Source organism: Bradyrhizobium sp. HKCCYLRH1030 (assembly GCF_051168395.1).
GTDB lineage: Bacteria > Pseudomonadota > Alphaproteobacteria > Rhizobiales > Xanthobacteraceae > Bradyrhizobium.
The window spans coordinates 12,897-28,752 of the sequence record NZ_JBNPUY010000010.1 but is presented as its reverse complement, the minus strand read 5'-3'; the positions used below and the strand labels follow the sequence as shown (position 1 = coordinate 28,752).

Genomic DNA, 15,856 nt, shown 5'->3' with positions numbered 1-15,856 from the left:
TCCCCATAAATTATTGGTCAGGGCCTTCACCACAGTCCGGTACAGTCCGTCCGGCGCACCCCGGGCGCTGCGCGGGCCCCTCTCCGGAGCCAACGCTCGTCCTTCTCAGCGAGCCGCATTTGCAGAATTCAGGCCAGTGTCCGGGGGACCATGTCCCCGCTGGACGACCGCGGCCTGTTCATGTCGCAGCGCCCTCAGGCGCCGTAACATCATTGCAAAGTCTCGGTCACCTTTGCAACGAAATTTTAGACAGCATTTCTGTCCTAAACCGCAAGATGCCAAACTTTAACCTATCACACAAGCACTGCGGAGTCCTGAGGTCCGGGCGCCGCACACGCTCATTCCCCGGCAAATCTTCCGCTTCTGCCACTGACCGATCGATCCGGCCGGGCCGGCAATCACGCGCCGCGCTCGATTTTGAAACCTAACGCCCCGATCCCGCCCTCTCGCCGACCCAGGACCGCCGGAATCACGGCAGAACTTCCGCAGCACTTGAGAAGAAGCGAACAGCTTCACGTGCGGGGGCATGCAGGAGCTTTGAGCCATGAAGTTGCTAGTTGGAGTCGTCTCCGCCGCGTTGATCGCGCCGTTTGCCGCGCAGGCCGAGCCGTTGCCGCCACAGGGCGTCCGTGCGCCCTACACGGTGGTCTCCGATTTCGATACGCCTTATTCGGACCTGCCGCCGCCGGCCGTCGTGCCCGCACCGCCGCCGCGTTACGGCTATCGGCCGGGCCCTGACTACGGCTACCGCGACGAGCGCTATGTGCCGCCGGCGCCGGTCTACCGTCAGGACGGTTACCAGCAGGAGTATGGCTATGCACCGGCGTTCCTGCCGGTGCATGAGGTCTATGCGATTCTGCGCGACAACGGTTTCTCGCCGCTCGGCGCACCGCGCCAGCGCGGCAATGTCTGGGTCGTGGCGGTGCTCGATCGCCAGGGCGAGGACGGCAAGCTCGTGGTCGATGCGCGCTCCGGCCGCATCCTCCGCTTCGTGCCGGCGTTCCAATGGGGCGAGGAGTACGAGCGGATGCGCTATGAGCCGAGCCCGCGCGGCGGCCTCGACCGCCTGCCGCCGCCGAGCGTGATCCGGGCCGATCCGCGCCTGGTGCCGCCGATGCCGGCTGCGCCGCGCGTTGCCACCGCGGTGCCGGTCCAGCCGAAGGTGCCGACGCCTGCCGCACGGCCGAGTGCTCCGGCACCGCAGACCGCCGCGCTCAATCCGAAGCCGGCCGAGGCGGTCAAGCCGGTCGCGCCCAGCCCCGCGGACATCAAGCCGGCCGAGGCCAAGCCTTCAGAGGCCAAGCCTTCAGAAGCCAAGGCTTCAGAAGCCAAGGCTTCAGAAGCTAAGGCTTCAGAAGCTAAGGCTTCAGACGCAAAACCCTCTGAGCCGAAGCCGGTGCAATCGGCCGCGGCCGCGCCGCAGACGACCGGCTCCGTCGCAGCGCCCACGGCGAAGCCGGTGCCCCAGATCCTGCCGACGGCAAAGATGCCGGCTGTACAGGGTTTGGAATAGAGGCAGTCTGACGGTCTGCCCGGCCGCTTGCCACCACCAAAGCTGTCATCGCCCGGCTCGACCGGGCGATAACGTAACCCCGGCATCTCGGTCAGTCACGACTGCCACGGCGACCTGGATGCCCGCTTTCGCGGGCATGACAGGTCGTTTGGAGCAGCCGATGAGATCCCAGCGCGATCGGTCGCACTACTCGTGCTGACCGGCGGCCTTCAGGATCAGATCAGCGATCTCCTTCGGATGCGACACCAGCGACAGGTGCCCGGCGTCCAGCTCGATCGTGGTCGCCTTCATGCGGTGGGCCAGGAAGCGCTCGAAATCCGGATCGATCGTCTTGTCCTGCTGCGACACCGCATAGAATGACGGCTTGTCGTGCCACGCCGCCTGGGTGGTGCGGTTGCCGAAGATCGTCGCCGCGGTCGGCCATTGCACCGCATAGAGCTCCTTCGCCGTCGTCGCATCGACACCATTGGCGAAGTCCTTCAGGAAGGCGTCCTCGTTGAGCTTGGTCTCGCCGTCGTGGTCGACGATGCCGGCGCGTGCCGGCGGTGTCGGATATTGCCCGGCGAGCTTGACGAAATCCTCGCCCGCATCGGGGGCCCGGGCCGCGACATAGACCAGCGCGCTGACCTTTGGATCGGTGCCGACCTCGCTCACGACCGTGCCACCCCAGGAATGGCCGACCAGCACGGCCGGCCCATCCTGCTCGGCCAGGGCGCGGCGGGTGGCGGCCGCAGAATCCGCCAGCGAGGTCAGCGGATTCTGCACGGCCGTGACCTTGAGGCCGGCCGCCTGCAGATAGGGGATGACCTTGGCCCAGCTCGAGCCATCGGCCCAGGCGCCGTGCACCAGCACGACGTTGTGGACCTTGGGCGGAAGCGCGGGCTCGGCGAGGGCGGGGCCTGCGGAGATCAGCAGCGCGGCGGCGCAGGTAAGGGTGCGAAGAAGGTCCATGTCACGGCTCCAAGCCCGGTTGACGAGGCGATCATTGGCGTCTTCGCGAGCTGAGAGCAGGCCGTTACCAGTGGTCACGATCGTTTGACTGCACTGCAGCGAGACATGAAAAAACGCCCCGGTTGCCCGGGGCGCTCCTATTCCAGAATGAGGATGTGCTGTTAGGCGGCGGCCTTCTCGGCCGAGCCTTCGATCACCGGCTGCTCGGCGGCCTGCGCGCCGGTCGAGATCGGAATCGAGCGGGGCTTCTTCGCTTCCGGAATCTCGCGTACGAGGTCGACGTGGAGCAGGCCGTTTTCGAGGCTGGCGTTCTTCACCACCACGTGGTCGGCGAGCTGGAACGAGCGCTCGAAGGCCCGGGCGGCGATGCCGCGGTACAGCACCTCGCTCTTCTTGCCGTTCTCGTTGGCGGCCTTCTCGCCCTTGATCGTCAGCGTGTTTTCCTTCGCGACGAGGGAGAGCTCATCCTTGCCAAAGCCGGAGACGGCGACGGTGATGCGGTAAGCGTTCTCACCGGTGCGCTCGATGTTGTAGGGCGGATAGCCGGGGGTGGGCTCGGCGGTGGCCTGGTCGAGCAGCGAGAACAGACGGTCGAAACCGACGGTGGAACGATAGAAGGGGGTGAGGTCGTAGGTACGCATGGTCAAAGTCCTCCATTGAGCGACTGTTGGCTAACCCGCCCGCCATCGGGCCGGGCTGTCGTGCAGCCTGACGCGGCCTGCACGATCTCGATATGGGCCGGACGTTTCGACCTTCAAGGGCGCCCAAGACCTGCTCTTTTTGCCGTTCCACCCCTTGATTCCCGCTGCCTTTCACCTATTCGATGGGCGCCTCATGACGCTCGTCTCGATTCCCGCCAATCCCGTTCCCGAAAACGTCACTGCCGGCACCATCAAGACCCCTGATGGCGCCGAGCTGCGCTTTGCGCGCTGGGCGCCGCCGGCCGGGCGCAAGGGCACGGTGTGCGTGTTCACCGGCCGCAGCGAGATGATCGAGAAGTATTTCGAGACGGTGCGCGATCTGCGCGATCGCGGCTTTGCGGTCGCCATCATCGACTGGCGCGGCCAGGGCCATTCATCGCGGCGCCTGCGCGATTCCCGCAAGGGCTATGTGCGCTCGTTCTCCGACTACGAGACCGACGTGGAGACCTTCGTCACGCAAGTCGTGCTGCCGGATTGTCCGCCGCCTTATTTCGCGCTGGCGCATTCGATGGGCGGCACGGTGCTGCTGCGGCTCGCGCATGCCGGCAAGCGCTGGTTCGATCGCGTCGTGCTGTCGGCGCCGATGATCGACCTTCCGGACAGCCGCACCGCGCTGCCGGCGCGGCTGTTGCTGCGGGCGATGCGCATCGCCGGACAGGGCGGCCGCTACGTGCCGGGCGGCAACGACGAGATCAGCGGGCTGGCGCCGTTCGTCAACAATCCTCTGACCTCCGATCCGGTCCGCTATGCCCGCAACGCCGCGATCCTCGAAGAAGATCCGACGCTCGGCATCGCCTCGCCCACGGTCGCCTGGGCCGACGCGGCGTTCTCGGCGATGATGACCTTCCGCGGCATGACCTATCCCTCCCAGATCCGCCAGCCGATCCTGATGCTGGCGGCGTCCAGCGACACCGTGGTGTCGACGGCTGCGATCGAGGAGTTCGCCTATCATCTGCGCGCCGGCTCGCATCTCGTCATCGCCGGTGCCAAGCACGAGATCCTGCAGGAGCAGGACCGCTACCGCTCGCAGTTCTGGGCCGCGTTCGACGCCTTCGTGCCGGGCACGCCGCTGTTCGGGTGAGCGTGCTGCCGTCCGCTGGACACCCCTGGGTCCTGCGGGCTAGAGCTACCGGCCCCCCTCGCGTTGTGACGGCTGGTCGTGAGCAAGGCGCAGAACAGATTGCAGGCGCAGGCGCTGCAGGAGGCGATCCACGCGCTGCGCGCGCGGCAGTTCGCGCGCGCCGAGCAGATCGCCGCCTCGATTCTGCGCACGGCCAGGACCGACCGCGCCGCGCTGCTCGTCCAGGCCCATGCGCTGCTCGGCCAACAGCGCGCGAGCGAAGCGATCGCGCCGCTCGAGAAGGCGGCGCTCCGCGGCAGCGATCCGGAACTCGAGACACTGCTCGGCGCTGCCTTGTGCGAATCCAGACGCGCCGCCGACGGCATCGCGCAGTTGCGCAAGACCGCGGCGCGGCGGCCGGCTTTTCTGCCGGCGTTCCAGGAGCTGGCGGGGCGGCTTGCCAAGTCGGGACAGCTTGGTGAAGCCATCGCCGTGATCGAGGAGGCGCTGACGCTGTCACCCGACAGCGTCGACCTCCAGCTCGATCTCGGACGCCTCTCTCTTCAGGCCAATGACCGCGTTCGGGCCCGCAACCACCTGTTGGCGGCGCGCGAGGCCGCCCCGGGACGGCCCGACATCCTGATCGAGCTCGCCTGGGTGCAGTTCCTCGACGGCGACTATGCCGAGGCCGCCGGCACCTACCGCCATGCGCTCGGCCTGCGGCCTGAGGACACGCAGACCCGCGCCAACCTCGCTATGTGCCTGATGGAGATGGGCGACCGCGCCGGGGCCGAGGCGGCGCTGCGCACGGTGGTGCGCGGCCGGCCGCATCTGTTGAGCCGCGCGGCCTATACGATGGTCGTTAGCTCGCATGGCCGCTTCTTTTTCCGGCCGAGCGATGCGGCGAAGTTCCTTCAGGTCGACGGCGCGGCCGCCCTCAAGCCCTGAACCGCTTGCGATAGACGCCGGTCTCGCGCTTCAGCGCCTCGCGCACCTCGTGGATCTCTGCGATTTCCTCTTCGGTGAAGGCCGAGGTCTGCATCGTCCACGCCTGCCGCTTCACCGGAATGCATTGCGCGACCGGCGTTCCTCTCGGGATCACGCCGCGAAACGCCGTGTCGTGCCAATGCGCCGGAAAATGCACGAACGAGTCGTGAAAGCGGTCGCTGTCGACCAGTCCGGTCACGGTGGTGAAGGGCAGGTCGAAGCGGTTGACGGGATGCGTGAACAGCAATGCCCAGCCCTCCGGCGCCTCGATCGTCCAGAGATTGTGAAACTTGAGCAGGAAGCGGTCGGCCTCGAACAGCGGCGAGCCCGTGACCTGCGCGGCGTCGTGGAAGCTGATCGGCGAGCGCGGAAAATCGATCGCGCCGCCCGGCGGCAGCTCGTTGTCCCAGCTGATCCCGCCATCCTCGACCGTGAGATCGCAGATCAGCGGAATGAGGAAGCCCGTCGTCATCGCGTCGATGAAGGGCGCGCAGCGCTTGACGGTCTGCTCCTCGGCCTGGTTGAGCGCGCTGAACGCGGTGGCCGGCATCGTCTTGACCCAGTCGGGAACGCCCATCGGCGCCGGCACCGGCTGCGGAATGAGGCCTTCCAGCTCCTTCGGACAGCGAAATTTCAGCGTGAGCGGATCAGTCTCGGACATGGGCGCCGCGGCTCTTTCGTGGTCGACGGTAGAGGTCTACGCCTTCGGCGCCGAAAGTCCAACGGCCGAGCCTGGGCTTGTCTCTGCTCTATCTCGTCAGATGCGCCTCGGACACCGCATGATTGAACATCGCGTTCAGCGCCGACGTGATGTCGGCGGGCGTGTTCGCCGTATAGAAGAATCCCGGCGAGGCGCAGGCCTTCAGGCTCGGCGGAATCGAAGGAATGTTGCTGTTGGCATAGTCGTCTTCGTCACCGGCGAAGGATGCGTTCACCGGATTGATCACCTGATAGGGAATGTAGAGAACTGAGATGATGATGCCGCGGTTCTTCAGCGGTGTGCAGGAGGTGTTCGGATCGATCACGGTGGCATGATTGCTGCCGGACCATGAGCCATTGGGCACGCCCTTCACTTGCGGGTCTTGCGCGCCGTCGGTGACCAGGAACACGTAGGGCAGGGTATTGGTCGAGGCGCTGCCGTTCCCGACATTGACGATCAGGTTGTTGACGCTGGACAGGGCCGTGTCGATATGCGTTCCGCCCGAGCCGAGAGATGCGTTGGTGTTGGTGTCGAGCAGCGTCGCAAGGTTGGCCGCCGCATAGTTGATGGTGGTCGAATCCGTCGTCGAGCCGTTGATGCTGCTGGTGAGCGGAAAGTAGGAATAGAGATATCGGATGAAGGGGTAGAGGCCGATCCGGAACTGGTTGTTGACCTTCTTGGTGTTGTTCGCCGTGACAAACAGCTGGTTCACGGCATAGCCCACGGCATCCAGCCGCAGCTGGATGCACGCATCCGTCCCATCGGTCGGGCAGTTCGCAACGGTCGCCAGGTTCTTGTACAGTGAGTTCGGCAGGCCGGACACGATCGACGACGGCAGTTGAACGCCCATGGGGTAGTTCTTGTTGGTGGTCAGCAGGTTCTTGTAACCGCTCTGGCTGACGCGCGAGATCGCATAGCCCAGGCAATAGTTGTTTGTGGGATATCCCTGGGTCCCTGAATCGGTGCAAGCGCTATTCTGCGGCGAAAAATGGCACGCCAGCGTGCATCCCGTGGGGTATTGCCTGTAGTTGTCCGGGCTGATGGCCTGCATGCGCTGTGCTTCGGACGACGTCGACGGGAGGCCCATCGAGCCCGAGACGTCCAGCGTCAAATAGAAGTCGAGATAGAGTGGCAACGTGACGGAGGAGGACGATTGGCCGCTGACCGTCAGATTCTGATAGCCGATCACCGTCAGGAACGTGGCCGGCACGTTGGCGGTGAATTGCACCTGCGACGTCAGTGTGGACCCGCTCTTGGTGACGGTGCTGGTCTCGGACGTCAATGTGTAGCCTTGAAAGGTAGAGGCGTTGCCCTTGAAGATGTTGTCCGCCTCCGCGACTCCGGCGGTAACGGTTCCGTCCGACGTCATCGCCATCGCCGCTGTATAGCCTGCCGAGTTGACCGAGATCGAGGCGATGCTCGCGGCATCCGCCGCAGACTGGAGCCTGATCTTCATGCGCATGGCCATGGAGTAGTCGGTCGCGCATCCGATCGCCGTGAGAATCGGCAACAGCGCCAGCGCGAATGTGACCGCGATATTGGCCTTGCTGTCGCGGGAGAAGCGCGCGATGGCGGCGCTCGCCCGGCTCGCTGGTCGGCTGATATCCGTCATGCTCTTCCTCAAAAGATCCCGTTGGGGCGGTGAGGACCTGTATTCTTTTCCTTGTTGGCGGTTCCCCCGCGGCGATCATCTCCGCGACTGCTTCAAGGAGACCTGCGGTGAGAACCGGGCAGGAGCCCGCCTCCGCCCGCTCCCCCGGCCGTGAGCAGAGGGTCACGCCGTCGCGCGCGGGACCACATGTGGATGTATGCGGACGCCGATTGCGACTTCGGTTGACCTGCGACGAAACATCGCAGGCGACTGTTGCGATTTTGTTTACGTGGCGAGAGAGAGGCGCCGTCCTCCAATACCGTGCCAGCCCATGCGTGCGCCTGTCGTCAGCGCGGAGCCGCGCCGACGATCCACGGAGCAGCCGCCGCTACTTGGTCGACAGCACCTCGCCGAACCGCTCCCACTGCTTGCCGGTGAAACGCATGAACTGCACCTGCTCGACCGGGAGGTGGTCGGTCTCTGACGTGTTGACCTTGATGCCCGGCAGCAGCATCGGCAGTTCGAGATCCTTGATCGACAGCGCCTGCCGCAAAATGTTCTCGCGCGACAGATCGTTGCCGGCCGCCTTCAGCACTTGCTCCAGTACCATGCCGTTGTTGTAGCCGTTGACGTAGTTGGAATCGCGGATGTCGCCGTCGGGCACGTATTTCGCCATATAGTCGCGCCAGCCCTTGACGCCGGCATCGTTGGCCCAGGCGGGATCCAACGGATCCTTGACGTAGGCTGTCGAGATGATGCCGGTGCCGGCCTCCAGTCCCGCCGGCTCCATGACCGATGACATCCACACCGAGACGTTGGTCAGGAACGTCAGCGGCCGCCAGTTGATCTCGAAGGTCTTGCGGATCGCCTGCGCGGCGAATTTCGGCGTCGCGGCGATGATCAGCGCATCGGCGCCGGTCGATTTCAGCTTCACGATCTGCGAGTCGATGGTCGGCTCGGTCGACTCGTAGCTTGCGACGGTCACCGTGCTGTCGAAGCGCTCGCCGAGCACGTCCTTCAGCCCGGCGAGATAGTCGCGGCCGAAATCGTCGTTCTGCGCGAGAATGGCAAAGGTCGAATCCGGCTTCTTCTGCAGCGCGTAGCGCGCATACATCCGCGCTTCGTTGCGGAACGGCGCCATCACGCCCATCAAGGCCAGCGGAAATTGCGCAGGGTCGCCGAACTTCGAGGCGCCCGAGGCCACGAACAGCTGCGGCACCTTCTTGCCCTGGAGATACTTGGCGATCGCGGTGTTGTGCGCGGTGCCCATGGTCGAGAAGATGAACGACACCTCGTCGCTCTCGACCAGCCGTCGCGTCTGCTCCACGGTCTTGGGCGGCACGTAGCTGTCGTCCAGCGAGATCAGGTTGACCTTGCGGCCGTTGATGCCGCCGCGGTCGTTGACCATCTTGAAATAGGCCACCTCGCCCTTGCCGAGGATGCCGAAGGCGGACACTGGCCCGCTATAGGGCATGGTCTGTCCAATGCGGATCTCGCTGGCGGTGACGCCCGGCTGATCCTCCGCCCGAGCGGGTACGGCGAGGACGGACGCGCCGACCAACAATCCTGCCGCTGCGATGGCGCTTCGCATGGATACCTCCCTGATGGCCGCGCTGCCGGCGGCGTTTTGGCGCTGAGCATAGGGGCATGGCGGAGGCCGTGCAATTAAAATATATTTTTTGATGAAAATATACTTTTAGGCTTTGCTAGTGTGAATCGATTGTCCCGCGAGAGTGAGTCGATGTCCGGCAGCGCCACCCAGACCGTCTACGAGCAGTTGCGTGCCAGCCTGCTCGCCGGCCTCTATCGTCCGGAGGAGAAGCTGAAGATCAGCGAGCTCGGATCAGCCTTCTCCGTCAGCACCGGGGCGATCCGCGAGGCGCTGGCGCGGCTCACGGCGGAAGGGCTGGTGACGGCGACGCCGCAGCGCGGCTTCCGCGTGGCGCCGGTCTCGGTGGCCGATCTGCGCGATCTGACCGACATGCGCGTCGAGATCGAGACCAAGTGCCTGCGCCGCGCCATCGCCAACGGTGATCTCGCCTGGGAGACCACGGTCGTTGCCGCGCATCACCGTCTGGCCGCGACGCCGATCGCGGCCCATGACGGCAGCTTCTCGCCGGCCTGGATGCTGGCGCATGCCGATTTCCATGCCGCGTTGGCCCAGGCCTGTGGCAGCGCCTGGATGATGCGGGTGCGCGATCTCCTGTTTGCGCACAACGAGCGTTATCTCGATCTCGCCCGCAAGACCGATCGCGGCAACCGCGATGCCGCGCGTGAGCATCGCGAACTGATGGAGGCGGCGCTGGCGCGCGACACCGAGCGCGCGGTGACGCTCATGATGGCGCATCTCGACAAGACCCGGGACACGATCGAGGCGGCGCTGCTCGCAGCGACGGCGATGAATGAGGCGAAGTAGGATCATATCAGGACGCAGACCGCGAACGTCTTCGCGATCCGTTCCGAGCCGGATGTCGCCAGCCGAATGACCGAGGGTCGCCTGACGGCTGTGGCCACTTCATTCGGGGTGACGATGTACTTCCGCTGGGAAACGGGAAGCGTCGAATTGCTCACGCCGCGTATAGATGCGATCGCTCAGCGCGACGCGAACCACCGCGCCTCGCGTGCGGCCGTCGTCCATCCTTGTCGTCGACATCGTGCTCCGTTCAGGGCGAGCTAATACGAAGATTCAACTTCTTCGAGCGTCGGCGCTTCCCCCGTCTCGATGCAACTGCAAATCCGCCGTCATTGTTAAGCGGCCTTCATGCCGGGCATGCTGTGCATTCAAGGATGCATTCACCACGCGCCGATCTCTCCAAATTTGGAAACGCCCCGGTAACGCACCGTCCCTCTAGTTAAGTCCACTAACGACATTCAGGAGGAGACATTGATGATGATGATTGTGCGGAAGCTGGTTGGTCCCCATGCGCTCAATTCCGGATTTGGTCTGGTGACCATGTTCTCATTGACGGGCGTGGTCGCTTCTCTCGTGCTGGTCCAGCACGGGGTGAATGTCAGTCCGCCCGCGATGTTCTGATCGGACGGCTCACGACTGCTGACCTTGCCCCAGTTCGGAACGAACTGGGAGTTGGTCCGCAAGACCGGTCCGTCCCGATGTCTTGCGGGCTGCCTGCAACCTATTTCAAGACGAAGTGCCACGGACAGGTCATTCAGGCCGTGAACCGCTCTTCCTGTCGCGTGATCCGATCAGCTCGGCGACGAGCGGATTGGGATAGCGGCGCTGCTGGCTTACGGCGAAGAACTGCTCCTTCAGCGCGCTCAGGCGGGCGCGTTCAACCAGCACGCCGGTACGCAGCTCGTCGATCACGACGATCGACGGCACCAACGTGACGGTGCCGCTCTCGCGGGCCATCAGGCGCAGCATCGCCATGTCGTCGACCTCGGCGGCGATGACCGGACGGATCCCGCTGGATCCGACCAGCGCATCGAAAGCCGAGCGCAGCGCGCTGCCTCGGCCGGGCAGGATCACCGGCGTCGTTGCCAGGTCCTGCGGGAATCGGAATCGCGCGGGCTTGGCCGGCTTGCGGCTAACGAGGCTGACGCGCTGCTCATCGATCAGCGTGTTGTCGAAATTGCTGCGCATGTCTGGCGCCGCCGGATGGTTGGCGAGCACGAGATCGAGCTTGTGGGCGTCGAGCTGCTCCAACAGGTCGCTGAACTGACCGGTGTGGATGATCAGCTCGACGTCGCCGCGCCCGATCAAGGGCTTCAGGAACGCGATCTGGAAGTTGCGCGACAGGTTCGCCGCGGCGCCGACCCGCAGCAGCTGCCGTCCCGGCCGCAGGCCCGACAAGGTCTCGATCAGCTCATGGCCGGACTTGAACACGCTGCCGGCATAGTCGAGCGCGATGCGCCCGGCCTCGGTGAGCTGCAGGGTGCGTCCAATGCGCTCGAACAGCTTCTGCCCGAGCTGCTCCTCCAGCGCCTTCACCTGCACCGACAGCGAGGAGGGCGAGACGTTGAGGCGCTGCGCGGCGCGGCTCATGCTGCCTTCGCCGGCGATGATCCAGAAGTAGCGTAGGTGGTGGTAATTCAGATGCGGCACACAATCATTCTATATTTTATAACGATCAGGTTCAATGATTGAAATTTTAGGAATGAACTGCAGCCCGTAAAGCAAGAGGGAGAGATCGTCCCCTGTGATCAAACGACCGGGCCGCCATGAACCAGCTCCTTCCCTGTCTTGCGGCGCTTGCGCCGCTCACGCTCGCGGTCGTCGCACTCGCCGGCACCGGCGGCAGCGCCAGAACCGTCGCACGTAACGCGATCGCGACCGCCGCGCTCGCATTCGCCCTTGCCACTCTCGCGAGCCTCGGCGCAGCGGTCATGGGGGCAGGGCGGACGCCACTGCTCGGCGGCTACGGCCTAGGGCTGTCGCTGCAGCTCGATACGCTCGGCGCCATCCTCATCATGCTGGTCAGCTTCATCGGCTTCGTCGTCGTGCGCTACAGCCGCAACTATCTCGACGGCGATCCCGGCCAGGTCAGGTTCACGCGCTGGCTGCTGCTCACCCTGGCCGCGGTGCTGACCTTGCTGATCTCCGGAAACCTGGTGCTGCTGCTGGCGGCCTGGATCGGCACCAGCCTGGCGCTCGGCAAGCTGCTGCTGTTCTACGACACCCGTCCGGCCGCGGTCCGCGCCTCGCGCAAGAAGTTCGTGGCGAGCCGGCTCGGCGATGCCTTCCTCGCGGTCGCGGCGCTGCTTCTCTACCTCCGCTTCGGCACGCTGGAGCTCGCCAGCCTCGCTGCGCAGGCCCGCGGCGGAGAAGGGGCGGGATCGGCGATTGTCACGATCGCCGCGCTGCTGATCGTCGCGACCGCGATGCTGAAATCCGCGCAGCTGCCGCTGCATGGCTGGCTTATCGAGGTGATGGAGACGCCGACCCCGGTGTCGGCCCTGCTGCATGCCGGCATCATCAATGCCGGTGGCTTCCTGGTGCTCAGGCTCAGCGACGTGCTGCTGCTGGCCACGCCCGCGCTCGACGTCCTCGCGGTCGTCGGTGGCGCCACCGCGCTGTTCGGCTCGCTGGTGATGCTGACGCAGACCTCGGTCAAGGTTCAGCTCGCTTATTCGACGGTGGCGCAGATGGGCTTCATGCTGCTGCAATGCGGGCTCGGCGCCTTCTCCGCGGCGCTGCTGCACATCGTGGCGCATTCGCTCTACAAGGCGCACGCCTTCCTGTCGTCGGGCAGCATCATCGATCTCGCCCGCGCGTCATGGACGCCGAGCCCCGGCGGCCAGCCGCACGCGGCACGACTGATCCTGGCCTTGGTCGCGGTAATCGGCCTCGCGCTGCTCACGGGGCTCGCCTTCGGCATGACGCTCCGCAGCAACCCGGCGCAGATCGCGCTCGGCTCGGTGCTGCTGATGGGGCTGGTGCACCTGATGGCCAACGCGATCGACGAGCGGCCGAACGCCTTCGTCATCGCCCGCGCCGCGGTGACCGCAGCGGGCGTCGCGATCGTCTACTTCGCGCTGCAGGCCGGCACGGCCTGGCTGGTCGGCGGCAGCATTCCCGCATCGCGGCCGGTCGATGGTGTCGTGCCGATGCTGATCGCGGCGGCCGTGGTGGTCTCGTTCGCGGCGGTGACCGTGTTCCAGAACCAGATGATGCGCCGCGCCGACGCGCCGTTCTGGATCGCGGCCTACGTCCACCTGCGCAACGGCCTCTATCTCAACACGCTCGCCAACCGCCTCGTGCTGACGGTTTGGCCGCGAAGCGCGAGCTCGCACCTTCCGTCCAAGCCGTGAGCCGGAGATGAAGATGACCCAGGCTGCCCTTGCCATGTCCATGACCGACCCGATCGACACCACCGCCGATGCCGGGCTGATGGCCCGCATCGACAGCGCCTGCCAGCGGGTCGCGCCGTTGTGGCCGCTGAAGCACTTCGTCGCCGTCAATCCGTTCCTCGGCTTTACCTCGCAGAGCTTCGCCGCGACCGCCGCGACGTTCGAGCGCGTGGTGCGGACGCGGATGCTGATGCCGCGCGGCTACTACCGGCAGGCGCTCGACGACGGCCGGATCGACGATGAAGCGCTGGCGCAGGCGCTCGCGCTGCATCCCTCGACCGGGCTCGATGTCGACGCGCTCAAGCAGAAGGCGCGCGCCGAGGCCGGGCTGTCGTCGCCGCCCGCTGTCGTGGCGACGGTCGCCGAGGTGCTCGACCGGCTCGCCGAGGGCGATCGGTACGTCTCGCTGGTCGCCTTCATGATCGACGAGATCTCGGCGTTCTGCGCCACCTATTTCGACGAAGGCCAGGCGAGCTGGCCAAGCCCGGTGCGCAAGCTGAAGCCCTATGCCGCGTGGCGGACGATCGCGGCCTATGACCGCAATCCCGAGGTGATGGGGCTCCCCGGCTTCCGCAAGGCGATCGCGGAGCTGCCGGCCGATCCGGTGCAGGCGATCGGTCTGATCGTCGACCGGCTCGGCATCCCCGAGCGGGCAGTCGAGGACTATCTGGTGCGGGCGCTGTTCGATCTCGGCGGCTGGTCGGCCTATGCCCGCTACATCGGTTGGAACGCGCAGCTCGACGGTCGGCGCGACGAGACCCTGCTGGAGCTGCTGGCGATCCGGCTCGCCTGGGGCTACGCGCTCTATCAGGCGCGCACCGACGACGCCTTCAAGGCGGCCTGGGCGGAGGCCATGGCGGAAGCGGCGAAGCTGCCGGCCGATCAGCGGCTCGACGAGACGCCGGAGCTTGCGATCGATCTCGTGCTGCACGAGGCCTATGAGATCGCCTTCCGGGCGCGGCTGGTCGGGCAGCTTGCCGCGCATGGCGCAGAGGCGGCGATCCCGCGGCTGCCGGCGCGGCCGGCGTTGCAGGCCGCGTTCTGCATCGACGTGCGCTCGGAGATCTTCCGGCGCGCGCTGGAGACCGCTTATCCGGAAGCCGAGACGATCGGCTTCGCCGGATTCTTCGGCTTCCCGATCGAATACGTCCCGATCGGCCATACCAGGGGCGGCGCGCAATGCCCGGTGCTGCTCAAGCCCGCCTTTGTCGTTTGCGAGGCCGTCAAGCATGCCGATGACGTCGAGGCGGCCGAGGTGCTGGGTCTGCGGCTGCTGCGGCGGCGGGCGGCCAAGGCCTGGAAGTCGTTCAAGGTCTCGGCCGTCTCGTCGTTCTCCTTCGTCGAGACCGCCGGCCTCGGCTTCGCCGCCAAGATCGCAACCGACAGCGCAGGTGTCACGCGTCCCGTGCCGTCACCCGTCGTTGATGGTCTCGATCCCGAGATCGCGGCCCGCGTCCAGCCGCGGCTGACACCGGGCGAGCTCGGCGGGCGGGCCACCGGCTTCACCGATCCGCAGCGCGTCGCGATGGCCGAGGCGGTGCTCAAGGCGATGTCGCTGACCGGGCCGTTCGCGCGGCTCGTGCTGCTGGCCGGTCACGGCAGCACCACCGTCAACAATCCGCACGCGTCGGGGTTGGATTGCGGCGCCTGCGGGGGCCATACCGGCGAGGCCAATGCGCGGGTCGCCGCAGCCGTTCTCAACGACTGGCGTGTGCGAGAAGGTCTGCGCGCCAAGGGCATCGACATCCCCGCCGATTGCTGGTTCATCGGAGCGCTGCACGACACCACGACCGATGCCGTGACCTTGTTCGACGAGGACGACGTTCCGGCCGTGCTCGCGCCGGATCTGTCCCGGCTGAAGGCACGGCTCGCGGACGCTGCACGGCTGGCGCGGCAGGAGCGCAGCGCGCTGCTCGGCATCAAGGACGTATCCGACATCGATGACGCGGTGATCGCCCGGAGCCGCGACTGGTCGCAGGTGCGGCCCGAATGGGGGCTCGCCGGCAACGCCGCCTTCATCGCCGCGCCGCGCGCCTTCACCCGCGGCCTCGACCTCGGCGGCCGCGCCTTCCTGCACTCCTACGAGGCCGCCCGTGACGACGGCTATCGCACCCTCGAGCTGATCATGACGGCGCCGATGGTGGTCGCGAGCTGGATCAACCTGCAATATTACGGCTCGACCGTGAACAACGCTGCCTTCGGCAGCGGCAACAAGGTGTTGCACAACATCGTCGGCCAGCTCGGCGTGCTCGAGGGCAACGCCGGCGACTTGCGTGTCGGGCTGCCCTGGCAGTCGGTGCATGACGGCACGCGCTTCATCCACGAACCCATCAGGCTCAACGTCTTCATCGCCGCGCCGGAGAGCGCCATGGACGAGGTCCTGCAGCGTCACCAGGGCGTGCGCGATCTCGTCGTCAACGGCTGGGTGATCCTGCACTCCCTCGGAGAGCAGGGAGCGATCCGGCGTTGCGTGCGTCCGGGCGGCTGGACCGCGGCGTGAAGCCTGCGGTGCGCCCCATGATCAGCAGGCCGCACCGTCGCGTGA

Annotated in this window: 13 protein-coding genes; 7 read left to right on the top strand and 6 right to left on the bottom strand. The window is 66.0% G+C overall.

The features are described 5' to 3' along the window. The first annotated feature begins 544 nt into the window (after positions 1–544). Positions 545–1,513, top strand: coding sequence for a hypothetical protein (locus ACQR1E_RS26115; protein ID WP_434897745.1), 969 nt, complete (start codon positions 545–547; stop codon positions 1,511–1,513). 186 nt (positions 1,514–1,699) lie between these two features. Here the strand turns inward: ACQR1E_RS26115 and ACQR1E_RS26110 are convergent, their stop codons facing one another. Both ACQR1E_RS26110 and ACQR1E_RS26105 read right to left on the bottom strand, forming a co-directional pair. Beyond that, on the bottom strand, positions 1,700–2,464 hold the full coding sequence (locus tag ACQR1E_RS26110; RefSeq protein ID WP_434863426.1) for an alpha/beta fold hydrolase: 765 nt from the start codon (positions 2,462–2,464) through the stop codon (positions 1,700–1,702). A gap of 161 nt (positions 2,465–2,625) precedes the next feature. Next, positions 2,626–3,105 (bottom strand): Hsp20 family protein, encoded by a 480-nt coding sequence (locus ACQR1E_RS26105; protein WP_434863427.1) that lies wholly within the window; start codon positions 3,103–3,105, stop codon positions 2,626–2,628. Positions 3,106–3,298: 193 nt separating this feature from the next. Between ACQR1E_RS26105 and ACQR1E_RS26100 the strand changes: the two genes are divergently transcribed. Together ACQR1E_RS26100 and ACQR1E_RS26095 are read left to right on the top strand one after the other, a co-directional pair. Beyond that, positions 3,299–4,246 carry an alpha/beta hydrolase gene (locus tag ACQR1E_RS26100; RefSeq protein ID WP_315769296.1) on the top strand — a complete coding sequence of 316 codons (948 nt, stop codon included), beginning with the start codon at positions 3,299–3,301 and terminating at the stop codon, positions 4,244–4,246. A gap of 78 nt (positions 4,247–4,324) precedes the next feature. Then, complete coding sequence (locus ACQR1E_RS26095) at positions 4,325–5,173, top strand: tetratricopeptide repeat protein (protein ID WP_434863428.1); 849 nt, start codon at positions 4,325–4,327, stop codon at positions 5,171–5,173. Here ACQR1E_RS26095 and ACQR1E_RS26090 read toward each other — a convergent pair. From ACQR1E_RS26090 to ACQR1E_RS26080, 3 genes are all read right to left on the bottom strand, one after another. Then, a complete protein-coding gene (locus ACQR1E_RS26090) occupies positions 5,163–5,873 on the bottom strand; it encodes a hypothetical protein (RefSeq protein ID WP_434863429.1) in 711 nt (236 codons plus the stop codon). The genes ACQR1E_RS26095 and ACQR1E_RS26090 overlap by 11 nt on opposite strands. Before the next feature lie 88 nt (positions 5,874–5,961). After that, complete coding sequence (locus ACQR1E_RS26085; protein WP_316174975.1) at positions 5,962–7,524, bottom strand: TadE/TadG family type IV pilus assembly protein; 1,563 nt, start codon at positions 7,522–7,524, stop codon at positions 5,962–5,964. Positions 7,525–7,891: 367 nt separating this feature from the next. Continuing rightward, positions 7,892–9,094, bottom strand: a complete 1,203-nt coding sequence (locus tag ACQR1E_RS26080) for an ABC transporter substrate-binding protein (RefSeq protein ID WP_434897744.1) — start codon at positions 9,092–9,094, stop codon at positions 7,892–7,894. A 150-nt stretch (positions 9,095–9,244) separates the two neighbouring features. Here ACQR1E_RS26080 and ACQR1E_RS26075 point away from each other — a divergent pair, with 150 nt between their 5' ends. Both ACQR1E_RS26075 and ACQR1E_RS26070 read left to right on the top strand, forming a co-directional pair. Beyond that, a complete protein-coding gene (locus ACQR1E_RS26075) occupies positions 9,245–9,919 on the top strand; it encodes a GntR family transcriptional regulator (protein WP_315769302.1) in 675 nt (224 codons plus the stop codon). A 471-nt stretch (positions 9,920–10,390) separates the two neighbouring features. Continuing rightward, positions 10,391–10,537 carry a hypothetical protein gene (locus ACQR1E_RS26070; protein ID WP_315716719.1) on the top strand — a complete coding sequence of 49 codons (147 nt, stop codon included), beginning with the start codon at positions 10,391–10,393 and terminating at the stop codon, positions 10,535–10,537. Positions 10,538–10,666: 129 nt separating this feature from the next. On the opposite strand, the gene ACQR1E_RS26065 is transcribed toward ACQR1E_RS26070, so the two are convergent. Further along, a complete protein-coding gene (locus tag ACQR1E_RS26065) occupies positions 10,667–11,566 on the bottom strand; it encodes a LysR family transcriptional regulator (RefSeq protein ID WP_316167855.1) in 900 nt (299 codons plus the stop codon). Positions 11,567–11,682: 116 nt separating this feature from the next. On the opposite strand from ACQR1E_RS26065, the gene ACQR1E_RS26060 reads away from it, so the two are divergent. Both ACQR1E_RS26060 and ACQR1E_RS26055 read left to right on the top strand, forming a co-directional pair. Next, complete coding sequence (locus ACQR1E_RS26060; protein WP_315825437.1) at positions 11,683–13,272, top strand: NADH-quinone oxidoreductase subunit L; 1,590 nt, start codon at positions 11,683–11,685, stop codon at positions 13,270–13,272. Positions 13,273–13,285: 13 nt separating this feature from the next. Next, positions 13,286–15,811, top strand: coding sequence for a YbcC family protein (locus ACQR1E_RS26055; protein ID WP_434863431.1), 2,526 nt, complete (start codon positions 13,286–13,288; stop codon positions 15,809–15,811). The last annotated feature ends 45 nt before the right edge of the window (positions 15,812–15,856 follow it).